The following is a 15,850-nucleotide window of genomic DNA, read 5'->3' on the forward strand; positions in this document are numbered from 1 at the left end:
AAGATGAAATTCTCTTTCTTTACAATAGTAGTAGGTGTTATTTCTATAAAATATGGAAACCGTAAAGAGTATGTAAAAAAGAAGGAGTGGTAAAGTGAACTATGTCATTATTGGCGGAGATGCAGCTGGTATGAGTGCAGCTATGCAAATTGTTAGAAACGATGAAACTGCAAATGTTGTAACGTTAGAAAAAGGTGAAATTTATTCGTACGCGCAGTGTGGATTACCGTATGTCATTAGTGGTGCTATCGCTTCAACGGAAAAATTAGTCGCGCGTAATGTAAAGACGTTTCGTGATAAATATGGAATTGATGCGAAAGTACGACATGAAGTAACGAAAGTAGATACGGAAAAGAAAATCGTGTACGCAGAGCATACGAAGACGAAAGATGTTTTTGAATTTCCGTATGATCGATTATTAATTGCAACTGGAGTGCGTCCTGTTATGCCAGAATGGGAAGGTCGAGATTTGCAAGGCGTTCATCTTTTAAAAACAATTCCGGATGCTGAGCGTATATTAAAAACGCTAGAAACGAATAAAGTTGAGGATGTAACCATTATTGGCGGCGGTGCGATAGGACTGGAGATGGCAGAAACATTCGTCGAACTTGGTAAGAAAGTAAGAATGATTGAGAGAAATGATCATATCGGTACGATTTACGATGCAGATATGGCTGAATATATACATAAAGAAGCAGGTAAACATCATATTGACATTTTAACGAATGAAAATGTAAAAGCATTTAAAGGAAATGAAAGAGTCGAACAAATTGAAACGGACAAAGGAACGTATAAAGCAGATTTTGTTTTAGTGTCGGTTGGAGTAAAGCCAAATACTGATTTTCTTGAAGGAACAAATATACGTACAAATCATAAAGGGGCAATTGAAGTAAATGCATATATGCAAACGAATGTGCAGGACGTATATGCAGCTGGTGATTGTGCGACGCATTATCACGTTATAAAAGAAATTCATGACCATATTCCAATTGGAACGACTGCCAATAAACAAGGACGAATTGCTGGACTGAATATGCTTGATAAACGAAGAGCCTTTAAAGGTACGTTAGGTACAGGTATTATTAAATTTATGGATTTGACACTCGCAAGAACAGGCTTAAATGAAAAAGAAGCGAAAGGGCTAAACATCCCGTATAAGACGGTTAATATAGATTCAACAAATATGGCCGGTTATTATCCAAGTGCTAAGCCACTTCACTTGAAATTATTATATCGCTCTGACACGAAACAATTATTAGGTGGACAAGTAATTGGAGAAGAAGGTGTGGATAAACGGATTGATGTGATCGCAATGGCACTTTTCAATAAAATGAGCATTCACGATTTAGAAGATGTCGACTTAAGTTACGCACCACCATATAACAGCGTTTGGGATCCAATTCAGCAAGCGGCAAGGCGAGCAGAATAGCACTTTTTAAGTGCTATTTTTTTTGCAAAGGTAGGTAAACTTTTTTAACGAATAATAAAGAGGGAGAAACAGTTACATATAGGGAAGGGGATCATTAAAAATGTTTGTAACACTTCAAACAGTTCAAGAATCAGAAAAAGAAATATTACGTAATTTGTACGCACTATATCTTCATGACCTTTCTACATTCACTCCTAATATAACGATTGGGGAAAATGGATTTTTTGAATACGAAGATTTGCATATGTTTTGGGGAAATGATGGAATTACTCCGTATTTTATTAAAGGTGATAATGATATTGTAGGATTTTTATTACTATTGGAACGCCCGTTTTTGAAGAAGGAAAACGACTTTGGTATAAATGACATTTTCATATTGAATCAGTACAAAGGGAAAGGAATTGGTAAAAGAGTTATTGAGAATGTACTAAAAGAGAAACGAGGACAGTATTTCGTTATCGAACTTGTGAAAAATGTACCAGCAGTTTCTTTTTGGAAGAAAGTATATAGGGAGCTAAACATCGAATTTGATGAGAAAAAACAGTTAATCGATGATGAAGAATGTCTCGTTCAAACGTTTAAAATATAATGAAATCGATGCTCCTAGTATATTACTTTGAAATTTAACTTTATCCCGCGTTAACGGACAGTAAAACTCCCACCTCAAAATTCAGTTGGGGCAAAGAAGTTAGGTGGGAGATCAACTGTCCGTAAACGTCCGATTGGTTCAACTAATAATCAGTGGGGGATGAACAAAACCCCCACTGATTAAAGTTTCACTTTATTTCGAATATACCATTCGCCCTTGAAAACATAGTACTTATCGCTTATATTTTCATATAGTATTTATTTTTAAATAAAGCAATGAACGAACCAGGGGGCACAGTATGGCAATTAACATGAAAACAATCGAAGAATGGATTGCTGAATCAAACGCAAGACAAGAAGAAGACTTTGGACATGTTGTGGAAGAGATGAAAGAAGTATGCGTTGGACTTGATAATGCGACATTAATTTATACGAAAAACGTATTTTGTTTCGGTAAGAAAGTAGAAGTATTGTTCTTCTTCCAAGACCATGTCGTGATCGGACAAGAAAAAGATGAGTATGTTGAAATTGAAAAATTAAAGTATGATGCGATTACAAATAGCAACTTAAAAACAAATGACAAAAATACAACGTTAGAATTAAAGTTTGCTAACGGACAAACTATCAATTTAGATAGTTTAAATGATAACTACGGTACGAAAAATTGGTTATTTGCGCGACAAATTAAGAGTATCTTTAAATTAATCTAGTAAAAAAAGCAGACCTCAAAGGGTCTGCTTTTTTTACTTAATTCCTATTACACAAAGGCAACCTCTTTCTTCATAACATTTCACGCTTGTAAATCCTGTCTTATAAAGTAGATTTACTATTTCTTCAGTCGTTTTAAATTTCTTCATATGATATTGAATTTTAAAAGTTTCAGCAACTAATAAAAAAGAACCGTCTGTTTTTAATGTGCGAAATACTTCTTTTATATCTTGGTCAACATGCGGCCAAAAGTAGTGCGTTTGAAAGGCGGTAATGAGATCGAAAAAGTTCGTATTGTGAGGAATAGAGGAGACGCTAGCTTGCTGAATGATTACTTTCCCTGTTTTTACATCTTTCATATTAGCTTTCTTCGAGCTTTCAACGGCTTGTTCTGAATAGTCAATTCCGTATATTTTCCCAAACGGAATTCGTCTTGAAAGAGTATGTATTGTTTTACCACCGCCACAACCGATATCTAAAGTAATCTCATCTTCACGTATATGTATTTTTTGTAAAGCCCAATTTGTTAGTCTCGTATGTGCAGCATTCATAATACAAAGCATAGAAGAACCAATTGTCCCGCGAGGATTTTTTGCTTGCTGAATTAATCGTTGTAACATGCTCAAGTTAAACTCTCCTTTTATGTAAGAATATATACTCATTTCGTTTTTTATCATTTCCCGACAGAAAACTCCCACCTCAAGGAATGGGTAGGACATGTTCCAATGAGTAGGTGGGAGCTGAATGACGGTTAGGCAACAGCCTAAAGGTTCTTCTTGGTGAAGAATCAGAATAAGGTACCGGTATCGTAATCAGTTCGTCCCTATAGAAAGAAAATGTTATAGCTCAGAGGAATTTTTACATCTACGAAATTGTTTCATTTGTATTTTTTTGAAAGGGATAGAGGACTTTCGACAAAAAAGAAGAAATAATACGTGATCAGTATTATTTGGTTATATCATGATATCGTTCCCATGCATATCATGAAAAAGATTGTAAACAAATAAAAAAAGGAAGTGAGGTGAAAAGCGGTGCTTATCCATAAAGCGTATCAGTTTCGGATCTATCCTAGTTTAGAACAAAAAATAGCTATTACGAAAACAATTGGTTGTTCACGATTTGTATTTAACTACTTTTTGGAAAAGTGGAATGATAGGTATAAAGAAACAGGAAAAGGATTATCCTATGGCATTTGTTCTTCGCAATTACCTACTCTCAAAAAAGAATTTGTATGGCTAAAAGAAGTGGACAGTATCGCTCTTCAATCTTCTCTTCACAACTTAGCTGACTCGTATGCAAGATTCTTCAAAAAACAAAACAAAGCACCTCGGTTTAAATCGAAAAACAATAAAGTCCAATCCTATACAACGAAACATACAAATGGAAACATTGCGATTATAGATAATAAATTGAAGTTACCGAAACTTGGTCTTGTCAAATTTGTCAAAAGTCGTGAGATAGAAGGACGACTTTTGAGTGCTACTGTCAGAAGGAATCCAAGTGGAAAATATTTTGTCTCGATTCTTGCTGAAGCAGAAGTACAAGAATTGCCGAAGACCGATTCCGCTGTTGGTATAGATGTTGGTGTGAAAAACTTTGCTATTCTTTCAACGGGTGAGGTATTCGGTAATCCAAAATGGTCTCGGGTATTAGAAAAGAAACTCGCTCATGCCCAGCGTATTCTATCTAGACGTACAAAAGGCGGAGCGAATTGGAATAAACAGCGAATGAAAGTCGCTCGTATTCATGAACGAATCAAAAATGCAAGAACGGATTACTTGCAAAAACTCTCTACAAGGATCATCAAAAACCACGATGTGATTGGGATAGAAGATTTGCAAGTATCGAATATGTTACAGAATCACAAACTAGCGAAAGCGATTCAAGAAGTATCATGGTCACAATTCAAAGCGATGTTGTTGTATAAGGCATGCTGGTATGGGAAACAAGTGATTGTGGTGTCGAAAACATTCGCTAGTTCCCAAACTTGTTCGCATTGCGACTACAAAAATAAAGATGTGAAAAGCCTGAACCTGCGTGAATGGAAGTGTCCTTCTTGTGGTATGTATCATGATAGAGATGTGAACGCAGCGGAAAATCTGAGAAAAGAGGCCATAAGGCTCCTAACCGTAGGGATTACGGGGATTGCCTACTCATAAAACTAAGGGATACCTTGGTGTTCGTAGGAATCCCCGACTTCAAACAGCTCGTTAGAGTGTTAAGTGGGGGTAGTTCAAAAATTAAGTCCTTTAAAAAAAGCACGCCGTATATCGGCGTGCTTCTAATTACGCAAATCCCCTTTTAACCAATTCCGCGCTCGATACGCCCCAACAGGAATTTGAATCAGTGACGTTTCATTTCGAGTATCTATCCCGTACAATTGATCACATGCATTTGTATCAAAACTTAATAATGGATGCCCGCCCATCCCCATAGCAGTTGCAGCAAAAACGAGTTTATGAACGAGTATACCAGCTTCCATTTGGTGAATACGGTATCCTCTATAGCCTAATGCATTTGTATAGTAATCTTTCTTTCCGACTACATGTAGGCAAAGCGGTACTTGAAAAAGATTTACGTTATCCATCGTCATACTAGATTGAAGGGGATAACGAAGATCTCCATATCGAAGTGGCTGTATGGAATGCGATTTACTGTTATAAGAATAAGCGGCGTTTTCTATATCTTTTACGTTATAAAAACACCCATATAAGGAGACTCGTGCATTTTCATTTACATACTGACCATCAAGGTCGTTGTAATAAGGGAAGGAGAGGCTCGCTTCTTGTAGTAAAGTAGCGAGCCCTGCTGCATCCCATTTCGTTAAAGTAAAGTCAGCATCAGGGGAATATCGTTCTTTACAAAGTTGTAAGAAATCATACGATAATCGATCTACTTTCGGCAACTGTACAGCGTGCGCATGATGTTGATAGTGCTCTTCATGATGTAGCGTTTGGAGGTGTGCTGTCGATTCAATCATAGAAGATTCATTTATTTTGGTTATCATAGGATGTTTATCTACTTGCTTTGATCGAACGAAATGTTCGTGTGCTAACGGCGGAATTTGCTGCAGTAATTCATGAGAAGTAACCGTGTTATTATGGTGATCATCATTGTGAAACCAATCATTTTGCGGTTCTGAACTTAAAGGAACAACAGCATACACACTTTCTTCTCCTTCTGACAGTCCGAGTAAATGATTGATTGCACGGTCTAGAAACTGAAAATATACGCCATTTGTGTAACCGAATTGTTTGGCACATGCAAGTAATTGTCCGATGAGAACACCACTATCTAGCCCTTGAAGCCGATATGAAAAATTATTGTATTTAAAAAAGTTTTTCCAAAACATAGTGGATACAAATGCAGCACCAAAACAAGACTGTATGTTACAGCGATTGCCGAGCGCTTCCGAAAGATAAGAATCGAAATTACCTTCGCGAAGTAAAATAAGTCGGTGGTGCGCAGCGTCGTAATGGTAAATACCGTCTGGATAATCGTCAATTTTTAAATATATATACAATTCATTTGGATATAAAGCGCCGCCTGAAGGGATAGATCTTCGAAATAAAATTTTCTCGCTATTTAGCTGACATAACTGTGTTAAACCAAATGAGACCCAAAGGTAATGACCAATCTCCTTCAAAGTAGGTGTAGTAGAAGAGTTAGGTAAAGATAATGGGATTTCTAAAGGGAGAGGGATGACAGGTACATTTCGATATAATTTATAAGGAAGCGGTGCATCTTCCCAGTCCACTTCATGATTCGGCATAATTTCATCAATCGAAAAATGGAGATGATGTAAAAAAGTATCCAGCTGCATAGAATCCCCTCCTTTACTATGGAAACGGATGCGGATGTGGATTTAATTGTTCATTCGTTAAAGGCTCAGCGCTATATCCAAGCGTCATCGGTACGGTATACACTCTATCTAGTCCTGTAACCCGAGTGAGATGGTGGCCAAACGTCATCGGTAGCATGCCTGGAATAATAACTTTTACGCAATGTAATCCGTTTTTTTCTATAGGAGGTACTGTTTGATCTACAACGATTACGTCAAGTCCAGATTGCTGCAGGCGGTTTAAAAGTTGATGAAGATCGGATGTCAAGTCTAGATCAACTGATTGTAATGCATTCATTTCTTGGAACGATTGCACTGGGGCATCGTCACGTAAAAGAAAGTGAAGACGTTCTTCCGCTTCTTTCAATCCGTACAGCATACTATGGTCTTCCATTTTATTAACGAGATAAGGATCGTGTAAGCAGTTTTCGTAATGCTCTCTTTTTTGTTCGAGTTCATCATCTGTTATTAGTAACATGCCTGCTATTTCATGGATGGCACTCTTTAAAGCGCGGACAGGGTCTAAATGAGAGCCTCCCGCACAAACAACGTTCATTCCATTTTCACGCGTATTTTTCGCAATTACCCATAAGCTTGGGATACCGTGTTCCATCGTTGCGTTAAAAGCATGTAACTCATACCCAGTAATCGTGTACAGCCGCTGAATCATTAATTGTAATTCCGTATCATTTGCTGAACTAAGATCAAGGCGGGGGAGAGGTAATTCCGCATACCAAGTGAGCAAAAAGGCGTCGCGCTCTGCAATTTCTAAAATGCCGTGAAAAATTGCTTCTTCTAAACTACCACCAATTGCACATCCATTTGATGTTTCATACACGAAAGCATCTCGATGACCGAGGCTATAATAAGCGATTGATTCAGGAATTAAAATCGGCCGGTTTTGTAATAAAGAATAGCCCCATACCCAGTTTTGTTCATAGTCAGGATCAAACGGTTTAAACGGAAAACTATTACGATTATAATGTTCACTTGTATGTACACCGAGCGAAAGGGGATTAAGCGCATAATCCTCTAACTCACGAAAACTGCCGTGTACATTTGTCTTTTTTCCTCGAGGTGACATACCACAATATCGTTCTAAACCTTCTAAAATAGCAGTCGCTTCACTCATTGCAAATGAAAGAGTTCGGCCTGCAACCCCTTCATTTCCAAACATTAATGGCATGTTTATAATCACATCAGCAAAAGGTAATAAAGAATGCTGCATTTTTCCGTTCAACATACCGACGCGATAATCTAAATAATCTCTCGTTAAAAATGTGTTTAGTTCATAAATGGAACGACAGCGATATGTTGCATCACTTGTTTTTAAGCTCGGTTGTAATGAAATCACAGCTGCATCTGCTGTGTCATCAGGCAAATTGCTACATACAGGGCAGAGGGGATCTGCAAGAAAGGAATGACGTGTACATTGCAGTGTTTGTAAGTTTAGTAAAATGAGTTCATTTTCTAAAGAAGAATGGTGATGAGCTAATATCTTCTCTGTTTCTGCGCAAATAAGATGGCACATTTGTAGCATACCATTTTGGGTGGCACGTACATCACGTCTTGTTACATTATCTGCCTTTAACGCATATTTTCGTTGTAGTTCCCACATTTCTTGTTGATCAAAGCCAGCGATAAACCGGCGCCCATCAGAGCAGTTGGAACAGCCAGTTACAAGAGGATGAATGTAAGGACCGATAATACCTTCACCAAATGAAGTAAACCCGCGTAACCACGGAATCTGATTCGACCGAAACATCAGCTCGGCATCATGATGAATAGAAGAAGGAGAGCCATCATGTAATACGAGAGCGAGATGAATATTTTCAGGGAGTTCTTCTGTAAGGTTATGTTGACGAATGATAGAATATTGTTTGCATAATTGATCGTGTACATAGTTTGCCAGAAGGCCATCTCCTATAAGTAATATATTTTGAGTCATAGACTGTCCTCCTTTGCAATTAATACCCCGTACACACCATCTAAGTTCTCTTTCAAAAATGGTTCAATAGCTAAATCAAACACGAATGGATAAAAATTATGTTCTTCTAAATGTTGCAAGGCAAGCTGTACAGATTGTGTGCTTGGAATTTCTTCTTCCGCCTGTATTTCTATTCTAAAAGAATCCGTGTCATATAAAATAATAGAGGATTCCGGCAAGATATTAGCTCTGTATGGATTCTCTTCATTTTGAATATGAAGAAGGGATAGTTGTAGTGCATTTCGTAACGCTAATGTTGTATTAATATTAGATGCGCCGTACCATCGATCATTTATACCGACCCAAACGACTGGAAAACTGAGAATCTCTTCACTTACTGCTATTTGAGGTGTTTCATGAATTGTAGCGAGAGCATCGTAATAAAATCTACAATGTTTATCATGAATTTCGGTTAAGTCGACTGTCGTAATTTCTTCTAGCATATGTGACTGACGCTCATACAATTTATTATTTAAATGTTGTTGTAGTGCCCGGTATACACCTTCTGTCATCGTTTCCCCAGCGCCAATACCGATATCGTTATGTTCAGGAATAAGGCGGTGCATAATTTCCGCTACATATGTTTCAATTCCTGCTAAACCAGCTTCTCGGCGCGCTTCATTATGAGTTAAACCACCACAAGTCATAAGAGGCAGGAGGGAAGCAGGACCATCTGATAGTGGAGTAGCTACTTGAATATGGCATTGTGATAACGGTAATTGATATGAATCTTGTTCATCCCATACATGGAATAAACCAGCTTCTTTAGAAGTTAATGAGTCGAAAAAGCGGAATAAATCAGTTGAGGTATGTTGGTTGGACCGATGCTCAAGTTGTTCAGAAAGATTTTCTATCGTATCAATTGTAAAGCTTTCATCAGTTGCGAGAGGATGTTTTATAAAAGGATGCCATGCTCCTTCGAGTGTTTCGTAATTTAATAAAAAGAATTGTGGTTCTTTTTCTCGGTAAGAATCATCAGCGACATGCTTAAGTAATTCAAATACGATTATATTTGCTAACATTGCAGATGGAAGTGGTGAAAATGATGCTGATGAATGTTCATTTTGTAAAGTCGTTTCATGTAGCCGGTGCCATGCGGATTCCCAGCATTCTTCATGATTAGCTGTTACAATAGGACCAGCTATACCAAGTGTTGATAAACAGACGGCTGGTATGAAGCTCTTTCCTATTTCTCTACAAATCGTGTGAACTGCTCTTAAACCTTCAATATCTCCATTTTGAGAAACGTACAAAACCCAGTCGAAAGGCTCGAACACTTCATGCAGGGGACGATCAATTGTCGTATTAATTTCTTGAACAAGTACAGTATCATCAACTTCATATGCAAGTTCTACTAGCTCATGGATGCGGTCGTAATTTGTTTCCTCATAATCTGTAACAAGGTAATGAAAGGTAGGTAATCCTGATTCTAATAAAGAAGAAACGAGGGAAGTAAGCATATCTCCAGAACCAATTATAAGGACGTTTGCCGCGCGATACGTTTCGAATTTTAAAGCGCCTGAATGAGAATCAGCTTCTAAAAATTCAATTTGTGAAGCGTATCTATCAAGTAATGCACTATTTAATTCATGAGGTGCATCTTGACTTACATCCCGAACGAAGCCATTTTCATATAAAATCTCTCCGATTTCAAATACACGATTTTGATAGGGGAGAGGGAGACCATCGGTTATTTCTGCTAAAGAGTAGTTACCGTTAAACATTGGCATTAATTTTTCAATCCAGTTGTAAATTCCATCACCGTCCATACGAAATGAACTGGCGTTATTTCGAAAATAGACACCCCCGTTTGAGTCGGGAAGGAAGAAAGTATCCTTATTTGCTTTAAGTTTTGCATGAATTGGAAGGTTATTCATTTTAATCCTCCTTACGTTTTAGGCATACATTATTAGCTTATGTTATGAAATTTGTCCCGTATGAATGCAATAAAAAAAGGATGTAGAATGATTCATTCTACATCCTTTAATAGATTATTAATCTATCAACCTTCTAATAATAATGATTTTGGATCTTCAAGCATATCTTTAACAGCAACAAGGAAGCTAACTGCTTCTTTACCATCAACAATACGGTGATCGTAAGATAAAGCGATGTACATCATTGGACGGTTTTCCATACGTTCTGCATCAATTGCAACTGGACGTACTTGGATTTTGTGCATTCCTAAAATACCAACTTGTGGGCTGTTTAGGATCGGTGTTGACATTAGAGAACCGAATACACCACCGTTTGTAATTGTGAATGTACCACCTTGTAGTTCTTTTAATGAAAGTTTGTTGTCACGTGCTTTCATACCTAAATTACGAATTTCACTTTCGATTTCAGCGAAGTTTAATTGGTTAGCATCGCGTACAACTGGAACAACTAATCCATCTGGAGCTGCTACTGCAATACCGATATCATAGAATTTTTTAATGATAAGCTCGTCGCCTTGAATTTCAGCATTTAATAATGGGAATTGTTTTAATGCTGCAACAACTGCTTTTGTGAAGAATGACATGAAGCCAAGACGTACATCATGTTTTTTCTCGAAAGCATCTTTACGCTCTTTACGTAATTCCATGATTGCAGTCATATCAACTTCGTTAAATGTTGTTAACATTGCAGATGTTTGTTGAACTTCTACAAGGCGTTTTGCAATTGTTTGACGGCGGCGGGACATTTTCACGCGCTCAACTGGTTTTTCGAATTCCGTTTTTGCAACTGGAGCAGGAGCTGGACTTTTTGGAGCAGCCGGTGCTTCTTTTGGTGCTGTAGCATGAGCTTGTACATCGTGTGGTCTCACACGTCCAAGTGGATCTGTGCTACGTACGTCGTTTAAGTCGATTCCTAATTCACGAGCCATTTTTCTAGCAGCTGGTGATGCGATAGGACGGTTTGTATTTGGTAAACCTTGTAGAGTTGCAGCTTGCTCAGTAGTTGGAGCCGCAGCTTTCGGTGCTTCAGTTGTTTCTTGTTTTGGCTGCTCAGCCACTGGTGCAGGTGTACTTACTGCAACGGGTGCTCCGTTTGCATCTAAAATTGCGATAGTTGCGCCAACTTCAACTGTATCCCCAGGTTCGCCTAGTAACTTCGATACAATACCTGAATCTTCTGCAATGATTTCTACATTGACTTTATCAGTTTCAAGCTCAACAACGCTGCCACCTTTCTCAACTTTGTCGCCTACGTTGATAAGCCATTGTGAGATAGTTCCTTCAGTAATAGATTCTGCAAGCTCAGGTACTTTAATTTCGATCATTTTAAATGTCCTCCCCTTATTTGCCTAACGGTGTGTTTTTTCTTCTTTTGTCTTCGGTAATCTCCATTTGTTAGCCTGCCCCCGGGCAGAATATCTGTCCGGGGAGCAAGCTAGAAACCTTCATTGTTACTTTCAGTTGCTGAAAACTTCAATCTCTTGTTTATCTTGACGGAAGTTATACTTCACATCTAAAGCGTGAGCAACAATTAGTTCTTGCTCAGCTTTGTGAGCGAATGGATCGCCGCCAGATGGGCTAGAGCGATCTGGGCGTCCAATATAACCTGTTTTCACTTTATCTCCAGCAAGTTCGAACAGAATTGGAGCCATGTAATGCCATGCGCCCATATTACGAGGTTCTTCTTGAACCCAAATAATTTCTTCTAAGTTTTTAAAGCGTTTCATAATAGATTGAACTTTCTCAGCAGGGAATGGGTACAGCTGTTCAATACGAACGACATGAACTTCATCTAAGTTATACTCATGTTTACCAGACTCAATTTCTGCTGCTAAGTCAATCGCCATTTTACCTGTGCTTAAAACAAGACGTTTTACTTTAGTTGGTTTTGTACCAAGGTTTTCTTGTTCTAGAGCAGGTTGGAAACGTCCTTCGCTTAACTGACTAGCAGTTGACAGCGTAAGTGGGTGACGTAATAAACTCTTCGGCGTCATCAATACTAATGGTCGAACAGCTTCTGTTCCTAAGATAGATGCTTGACGACGTAAAATATGGAAGTATTGTGCCGCGCTCGTTAAGTTTGCAACTGTCCAGTTATTCTCAGCAGCTAACTGTAAGAAACGCTCTGGACGTGCACTAGAGTGCTCTGGTCCTTGACCTTCATAACCGTGTGGTAATAGAAGAACTAAACCAGACTTTTGACCCCATTTTGCTCTTCCAGCTGAAACATATTGATCAAATAATGCTTGCGCAGTATTTGAGAAGTCACCATATTGCGCTTCCCACATAACAAGAGTTTCTGGAGCGAATACGTTATAACCATACTCGTAACCAACAACGGCAGCTTCTGATAACGGACTGTTATGAACAGAGAATGATGCATTAATGTTTGGTAAACGATGTAATGGTGAATATGTTTCATTTGTATCAGTATCGTGTAATACGATATGACGATGCGCGAATGTACCACGCTGTGAATCTTGACCAGTTAAACGAATTGGCGTACCTTCTTGTAAAATAGAAGCGAATGCTAGTGACTCAGCGAGTGCCCATTCAATTTTACCGTTCTCTTCAAGAGCGTCTTTACGGCGTTCAAGAATTTTCTTCACTTTCGGATATACGTTAAAGCCTTCTGGCCAAGATAGTAGACCTTCATTAATTGCACGAAGTGAGTCAATCTCAACACCAGTATCAATTGGCTGAATACCTTTTGCAACAACATCTGGCACTTTAACATGAATTGTTGCATCGCTCGTATCAGCTGGTGGTACTTGTGCATAGTCAGATTTTAATTGCTCTTGTATAAACTGAGTAATTGTTTCAACCTCATCTGCATTTAGAACGCCAGCAGTTTGTAATTGATCTGCATAAATTGCTCGTACAGTTGGGTGATTTTTAATCTTTTTGTACACTTGTGGTTGTGTAACTGCTGGGTCATCCATTTCGTTATGACCGTAGCGGCGGTAACCAATTAAATCGATTAAGAAATCTTTTTTGAACAATGTACGATATTGAATCGCAAGGTTAGCAGCAGCAAGACAAGCTTCTGGATCATCAGCGTTCACGTGAACAATCGGAATATCGAAGCCTTTTGCAAGGTCACTTGAATATTTCGTAGAACGAGAATCATAGCTATCAGTCGTAAAACCAACTGCATTGTTTGCGATAACATGAATTGTTCCGCCTGTTTGGTACGCATTCAATCTGCTTAAGTTCAACGTTTCAGATACAATACCTTGACCAGGGAATGCAGCATCACCATGAACTAAAATTACGAATGATTTTGAAGTATCTTGTTCTGGAAGACCAGATTTTTTACGATTCTCTTGAGCCGCACGTGCGAAACCTTCTACAACAGGATTAACGAACTCAAGGTGACTTGGGTTATTTGCTAATGTAACGCGAGTGCTAACTTCTTCGTTACTAACAACTTGTTCTCTACCTAAATGGTATTTCACGTCGCCAGTCCAGCCAGAGTTTGCCACTGCGCCTTCTATTTTTGCATGTTTGAACTCAGCAAACATGTGACTATATGGTTTTTCTAATACGTGTGCAAGTACGCTTAGACGACCGCGGTGAGCCATACCAATCATGACATCTTCTACGCCGTCCTTTGCACCTTCTAGAACAATTTCATCTAGAACAGGTACAAGCATATCAACGCCCTCGATAGAGAAACGTTTTTGCCCAACGAATGTTTTATGCAAGAATTGCTCGAAACCCTCAACAGCTGTTAAACGTTTTAAAAGAGCAGTTCGTTTTTTATTTGATAGTGGTTGACGCAATGAATTTGATTCCACCATTTGATGCAACCATGCGCGTTCTTCACTATCTTGTATATGAGAAAATTCATAAGCTAAAGATTTTGTATAAACGTCTTTTAATCTATGAATTACATCAAGTGCAGTGTGAATACCCTCTGGTGCCTCTTGCCATACTGTCTTTGCTGGAATCGCTTTCAAGTCAGCATCGCTCAGTTCGTTCATTGCTTTCTCAAGAAGAGATTGTCCATTTGCAGCATCTTCCATCGGATTGATGTGAGCCAACGTATGCCCGAAAGAACGAATCTGTTCAACAAGCTGAACGACTTTAAGAATTTTTTCAATGTTCCCTGTGTTTTGAGGAGAAAAATGTGTTGCTGTGTTGTCCCCTGTTACGACATCATCTTGAAACGAAGGAGCTCCAAAAATTTCAAAAAGCTCTTGTAATTCCGGATCAACAGAACCTGTTCCAGTTACGTAAAGATCATACTGTTCAATAACATAACCAAGGTTCGGACCATGGAACTTGGCCCAAGGGTTTGTCGTTGTATTCTTCCTCGTCATTTGTTTAAACCTCCCAATGCATATAATCCTTTTCCTAACAAAAGGTGCATTTTGCTCTTTTTCAATAAGTGATGAACTAATAATTAATGTAAATGTTTTCTTTACTCTTATGTTATTACAATAATTTACATAATACCAAACACTATTACTTATCTGTTTTGTAAAAAAACATTCACAATAACTTATCACCCAAGTTAATCTTTCATGTTATAAAGTAATTTTACAGAAAAATGGGGTGGATATATTTGGTATACCTATACAGATAACTAAAATTGTTGCATGTAAATATAAGTATAATAGTTAGAATGTTTTGATAAAAAAGAGTTCGAATTATGTATATTGAAATAATAAGCGCTTTCATTGATATTATACAACAATATAACGGAATATAGTATAAAAAATAAAAAATTATGAATTTATCGTAAACTTTATTTAGATAGTGTTAAATATTGAAAGGAAAGTGAAGGATTTCTACAAAAAAAGTTGCTAAACATAAAAAATGCTTCATAAACAGTTAGTTTCTATAAATATGACGAAAAACACCGTAAAACCAATAACACATTTCGTGGAATAAAGAGATAAATGAAATATTTTAAAAGGATAAAACAAATAGGGAGATATTAAATTTTAAAAAAAGAGAGGAGGAAATATAGTAACGATTACATACAGTGTTCCATGTTTTATTACAAAATAGACGTGCTGAAATCGAACAAGTTTCTTCTATATAAAAAGAGTGAAAAATGAACAAAACGGGTGTAAAGGAAACTTGACGTAAAGTTTACTTTACATATATACTCGGTATAAGGAAGGAGGGAGAAATTTCCTTGGAAAATAAAATGGTCGAATACCGAAAAAAATTTGGACTATCTCAAGAAAAATTGGCTGAGAAACTTGGAGTTTCCAGGCAAACCATCATTTCAATTGAAAAAGGAAAATATGATCCATCACTTCCGTTAGCATTTGAAATAGCAAAAACATTTCAGACAACGATAGAACATGTATTTATTTATGAAGGGAAAGAAGAGGGGGAATAGG

Annotated in this window: 11 protein-coding genes; 5 read left to right on the forward strand and 6 right to left on the reverse strand. The window is 37.7% G+C overall.

Annotation, left to right across the window (positions count from 1 at the left end; genetic code table 11):
• Positions 1–94: 94 nt before the first annotated feature.
• The 3 genes from KVT31_RS11600 (at position 95) to KVT31_RS11610 (ending at position 2,727) form a co-directional block, all read left to right on the forward strand.
• On the forward strand, positions 95–1,429 hold the full coding sequence (locus KVT31_RS11600; RefSeq protein WP_088095595.1) for an FAD-dependent oxidoreductase: 1,335 nt from the start codon (positions 95–97) through the stop codon (positions 1,427–1,429).
• A gap of 100 nt (positions 1,430–1,529) precedes the next feature.
• Complete coding sequence (locus tag KVT31_RS11605) at positions 1,530–2,018, forward strand: GNAT family N-acetyltransferase (protein WP_088095596.1); 489 nt, start codon at positions 1,530–1,532, stop codon at positions 2,016–2,018.
• Positions 2,019–2,316: 298 nt separating this feature from the next.
• The gene (locus KVT31_RS11610) at positions 2,317–2,727 is read left to right on the forward strand and encodes a DUF3908 family protein (RefSeq protein ID WP_088095597.1); all 411 of its coding nucleotides are present in this window, start codon (positions 2,317–2,319) and stop codon (positions 2,725–2,727) included.
• A 33-nt stretch (positions 2,728–2,760) separates the two neighbouring features.
• On the opposite strand, the gene KVT31_RS11615 is transcribed toward KVT31_RS11610, so the two are convergent.
• The gene (locus KVT31_RS11615) at positions 2,761–3,351 is read right to left on the reverse strand and encodes a class I SAM-dependent methyltransferase (protein ID WP_088095598.1); all 591 of its coding nucleotides are present in this window, start codon (positions 3,349–3,351) and stop codon (positions 2,761–2,763) included.
• Positions 3,352–3,756: 405 nt separating this feature from the next.
• On the opposite strand from KVT31_RS11615, the gene tnpB reads away from it, so the two are divergent.
• The gene (gene tnpB / locus KVT31_RS11620) at positions 3,757–4,884 is read left to right on the forward strand and encodes an IS200/IS605 family element RNA-guided endonuclease TnpB (RefSeq protein WP_088095599.1); all 1,128 of its coding nucleotides are present in this window, start codon (positions 3,757–3,759) and stop codon (positions 4,882–4,884) included.
• Positions 4,885–5,006: 122 nt separating this feature from the next.
• On the opposite strand, the gene KVT31_RS11625 is transcribed toward tnpB, so the two are convergent.
• From KVT31_RS11625 to odhA, 5 genes are all read right to left on the reverse strand, one after another.
• Complete coding sequence (locus KVT31_RS11625) at positions 5,007–6,548, reverse strand: SagB family peptide dehydrogenase (RefSeq protein ID WP_088095600.1); 1,542 nt, start codon at positions 6,546–6,548, stop codon at positions 5,007–5,009.
• A gap of 16 nt (positions 6,549–6,564) precedes the next feature.
• Positions 6,565–8,514 carry a TOMM precursor leader peptide-binding protein gene (locus KVT31_RS11630; protein WP_088095601.1) on the reverse strand — a complete coding sequence of 650 codons (1,950 nt, stop codon included), beginning with the start codon at positions 8,512–8,514 and terminating at the stop codon, positions 6,565–6,567.
• Positions 8,511–10,430: a putative thiazole-containing bacteriocin maturation protein gene (locus tag KVT31_RS11635; protein WP_088095602.1), complete on the reverse strand. Its 1,920-nt coding sequence runs from the start codon at positions 10,428–10,430 to the stop codon at positions 8,511–8,513. The genes KVT31_RS11630 and KVT31_RS11635 overlap by 4 nt, the downstream gene beginning before the upstream one ends.
• Positions 10,431–10,555: 125 nt before the next feature.
• Positions 10,556–11,815 carry a 2-oxoglutarate dehydrogenase complex dihydrolipoyllysine-residue succinyltransferase gene (gene odhB / locus KVT31_RS11640; RefSeq protein ID WP_088095603.1) on the reverse strand — a complete coding sequence of 420 codons (1,260 nt, stop codon included), beginning with the start codon at positions 11,813–11,815 and terminating at the stop codon, positions 10,556–10,558.
• Between the two features lie 132 nt (positions 11,816–11,947).
• The gene (gene odhA / locus KVT31_RS11645) at positions 11,948–14,815 is read right to left on the reverse strand and encodes a 2-oxoglutarate dehydrogenase E1 component (protein WP_088095604.1); all 2,868 of its coding nucleotides are present in this window, start codon (positions 14,813–14,815) and stop codon (positions 11,948–11,950) included.
• Positions 14,816–15,639: 824 nt separating this feature from the next.
• On the opposite strand from odhA, the gene KVT31_RS11650 reads away from it, so the two are divergent.
• Entirely contained in the window at positions 15,640–15,849 is a 210-nt protein-coding gene (locus tag KVT31_RS11650) for a helix-turn-helix transcriptional regulator (protein ID WP_000428506.1), read from the forward strand.
• The last annotated feature ends 1 nt before the right edge of the window (position 15,850 follow it).

Source organism: Bacillus sp. GbtcB14 (assembly GCF_019091205.1).
In the GTDB taxonomy this organism is placed as follows: Bacteria; Bacillota; Bacilli; order Bacillales; family Bacillaceae_G; genus Bacillus_A; species Bacillus_A cereus_AG.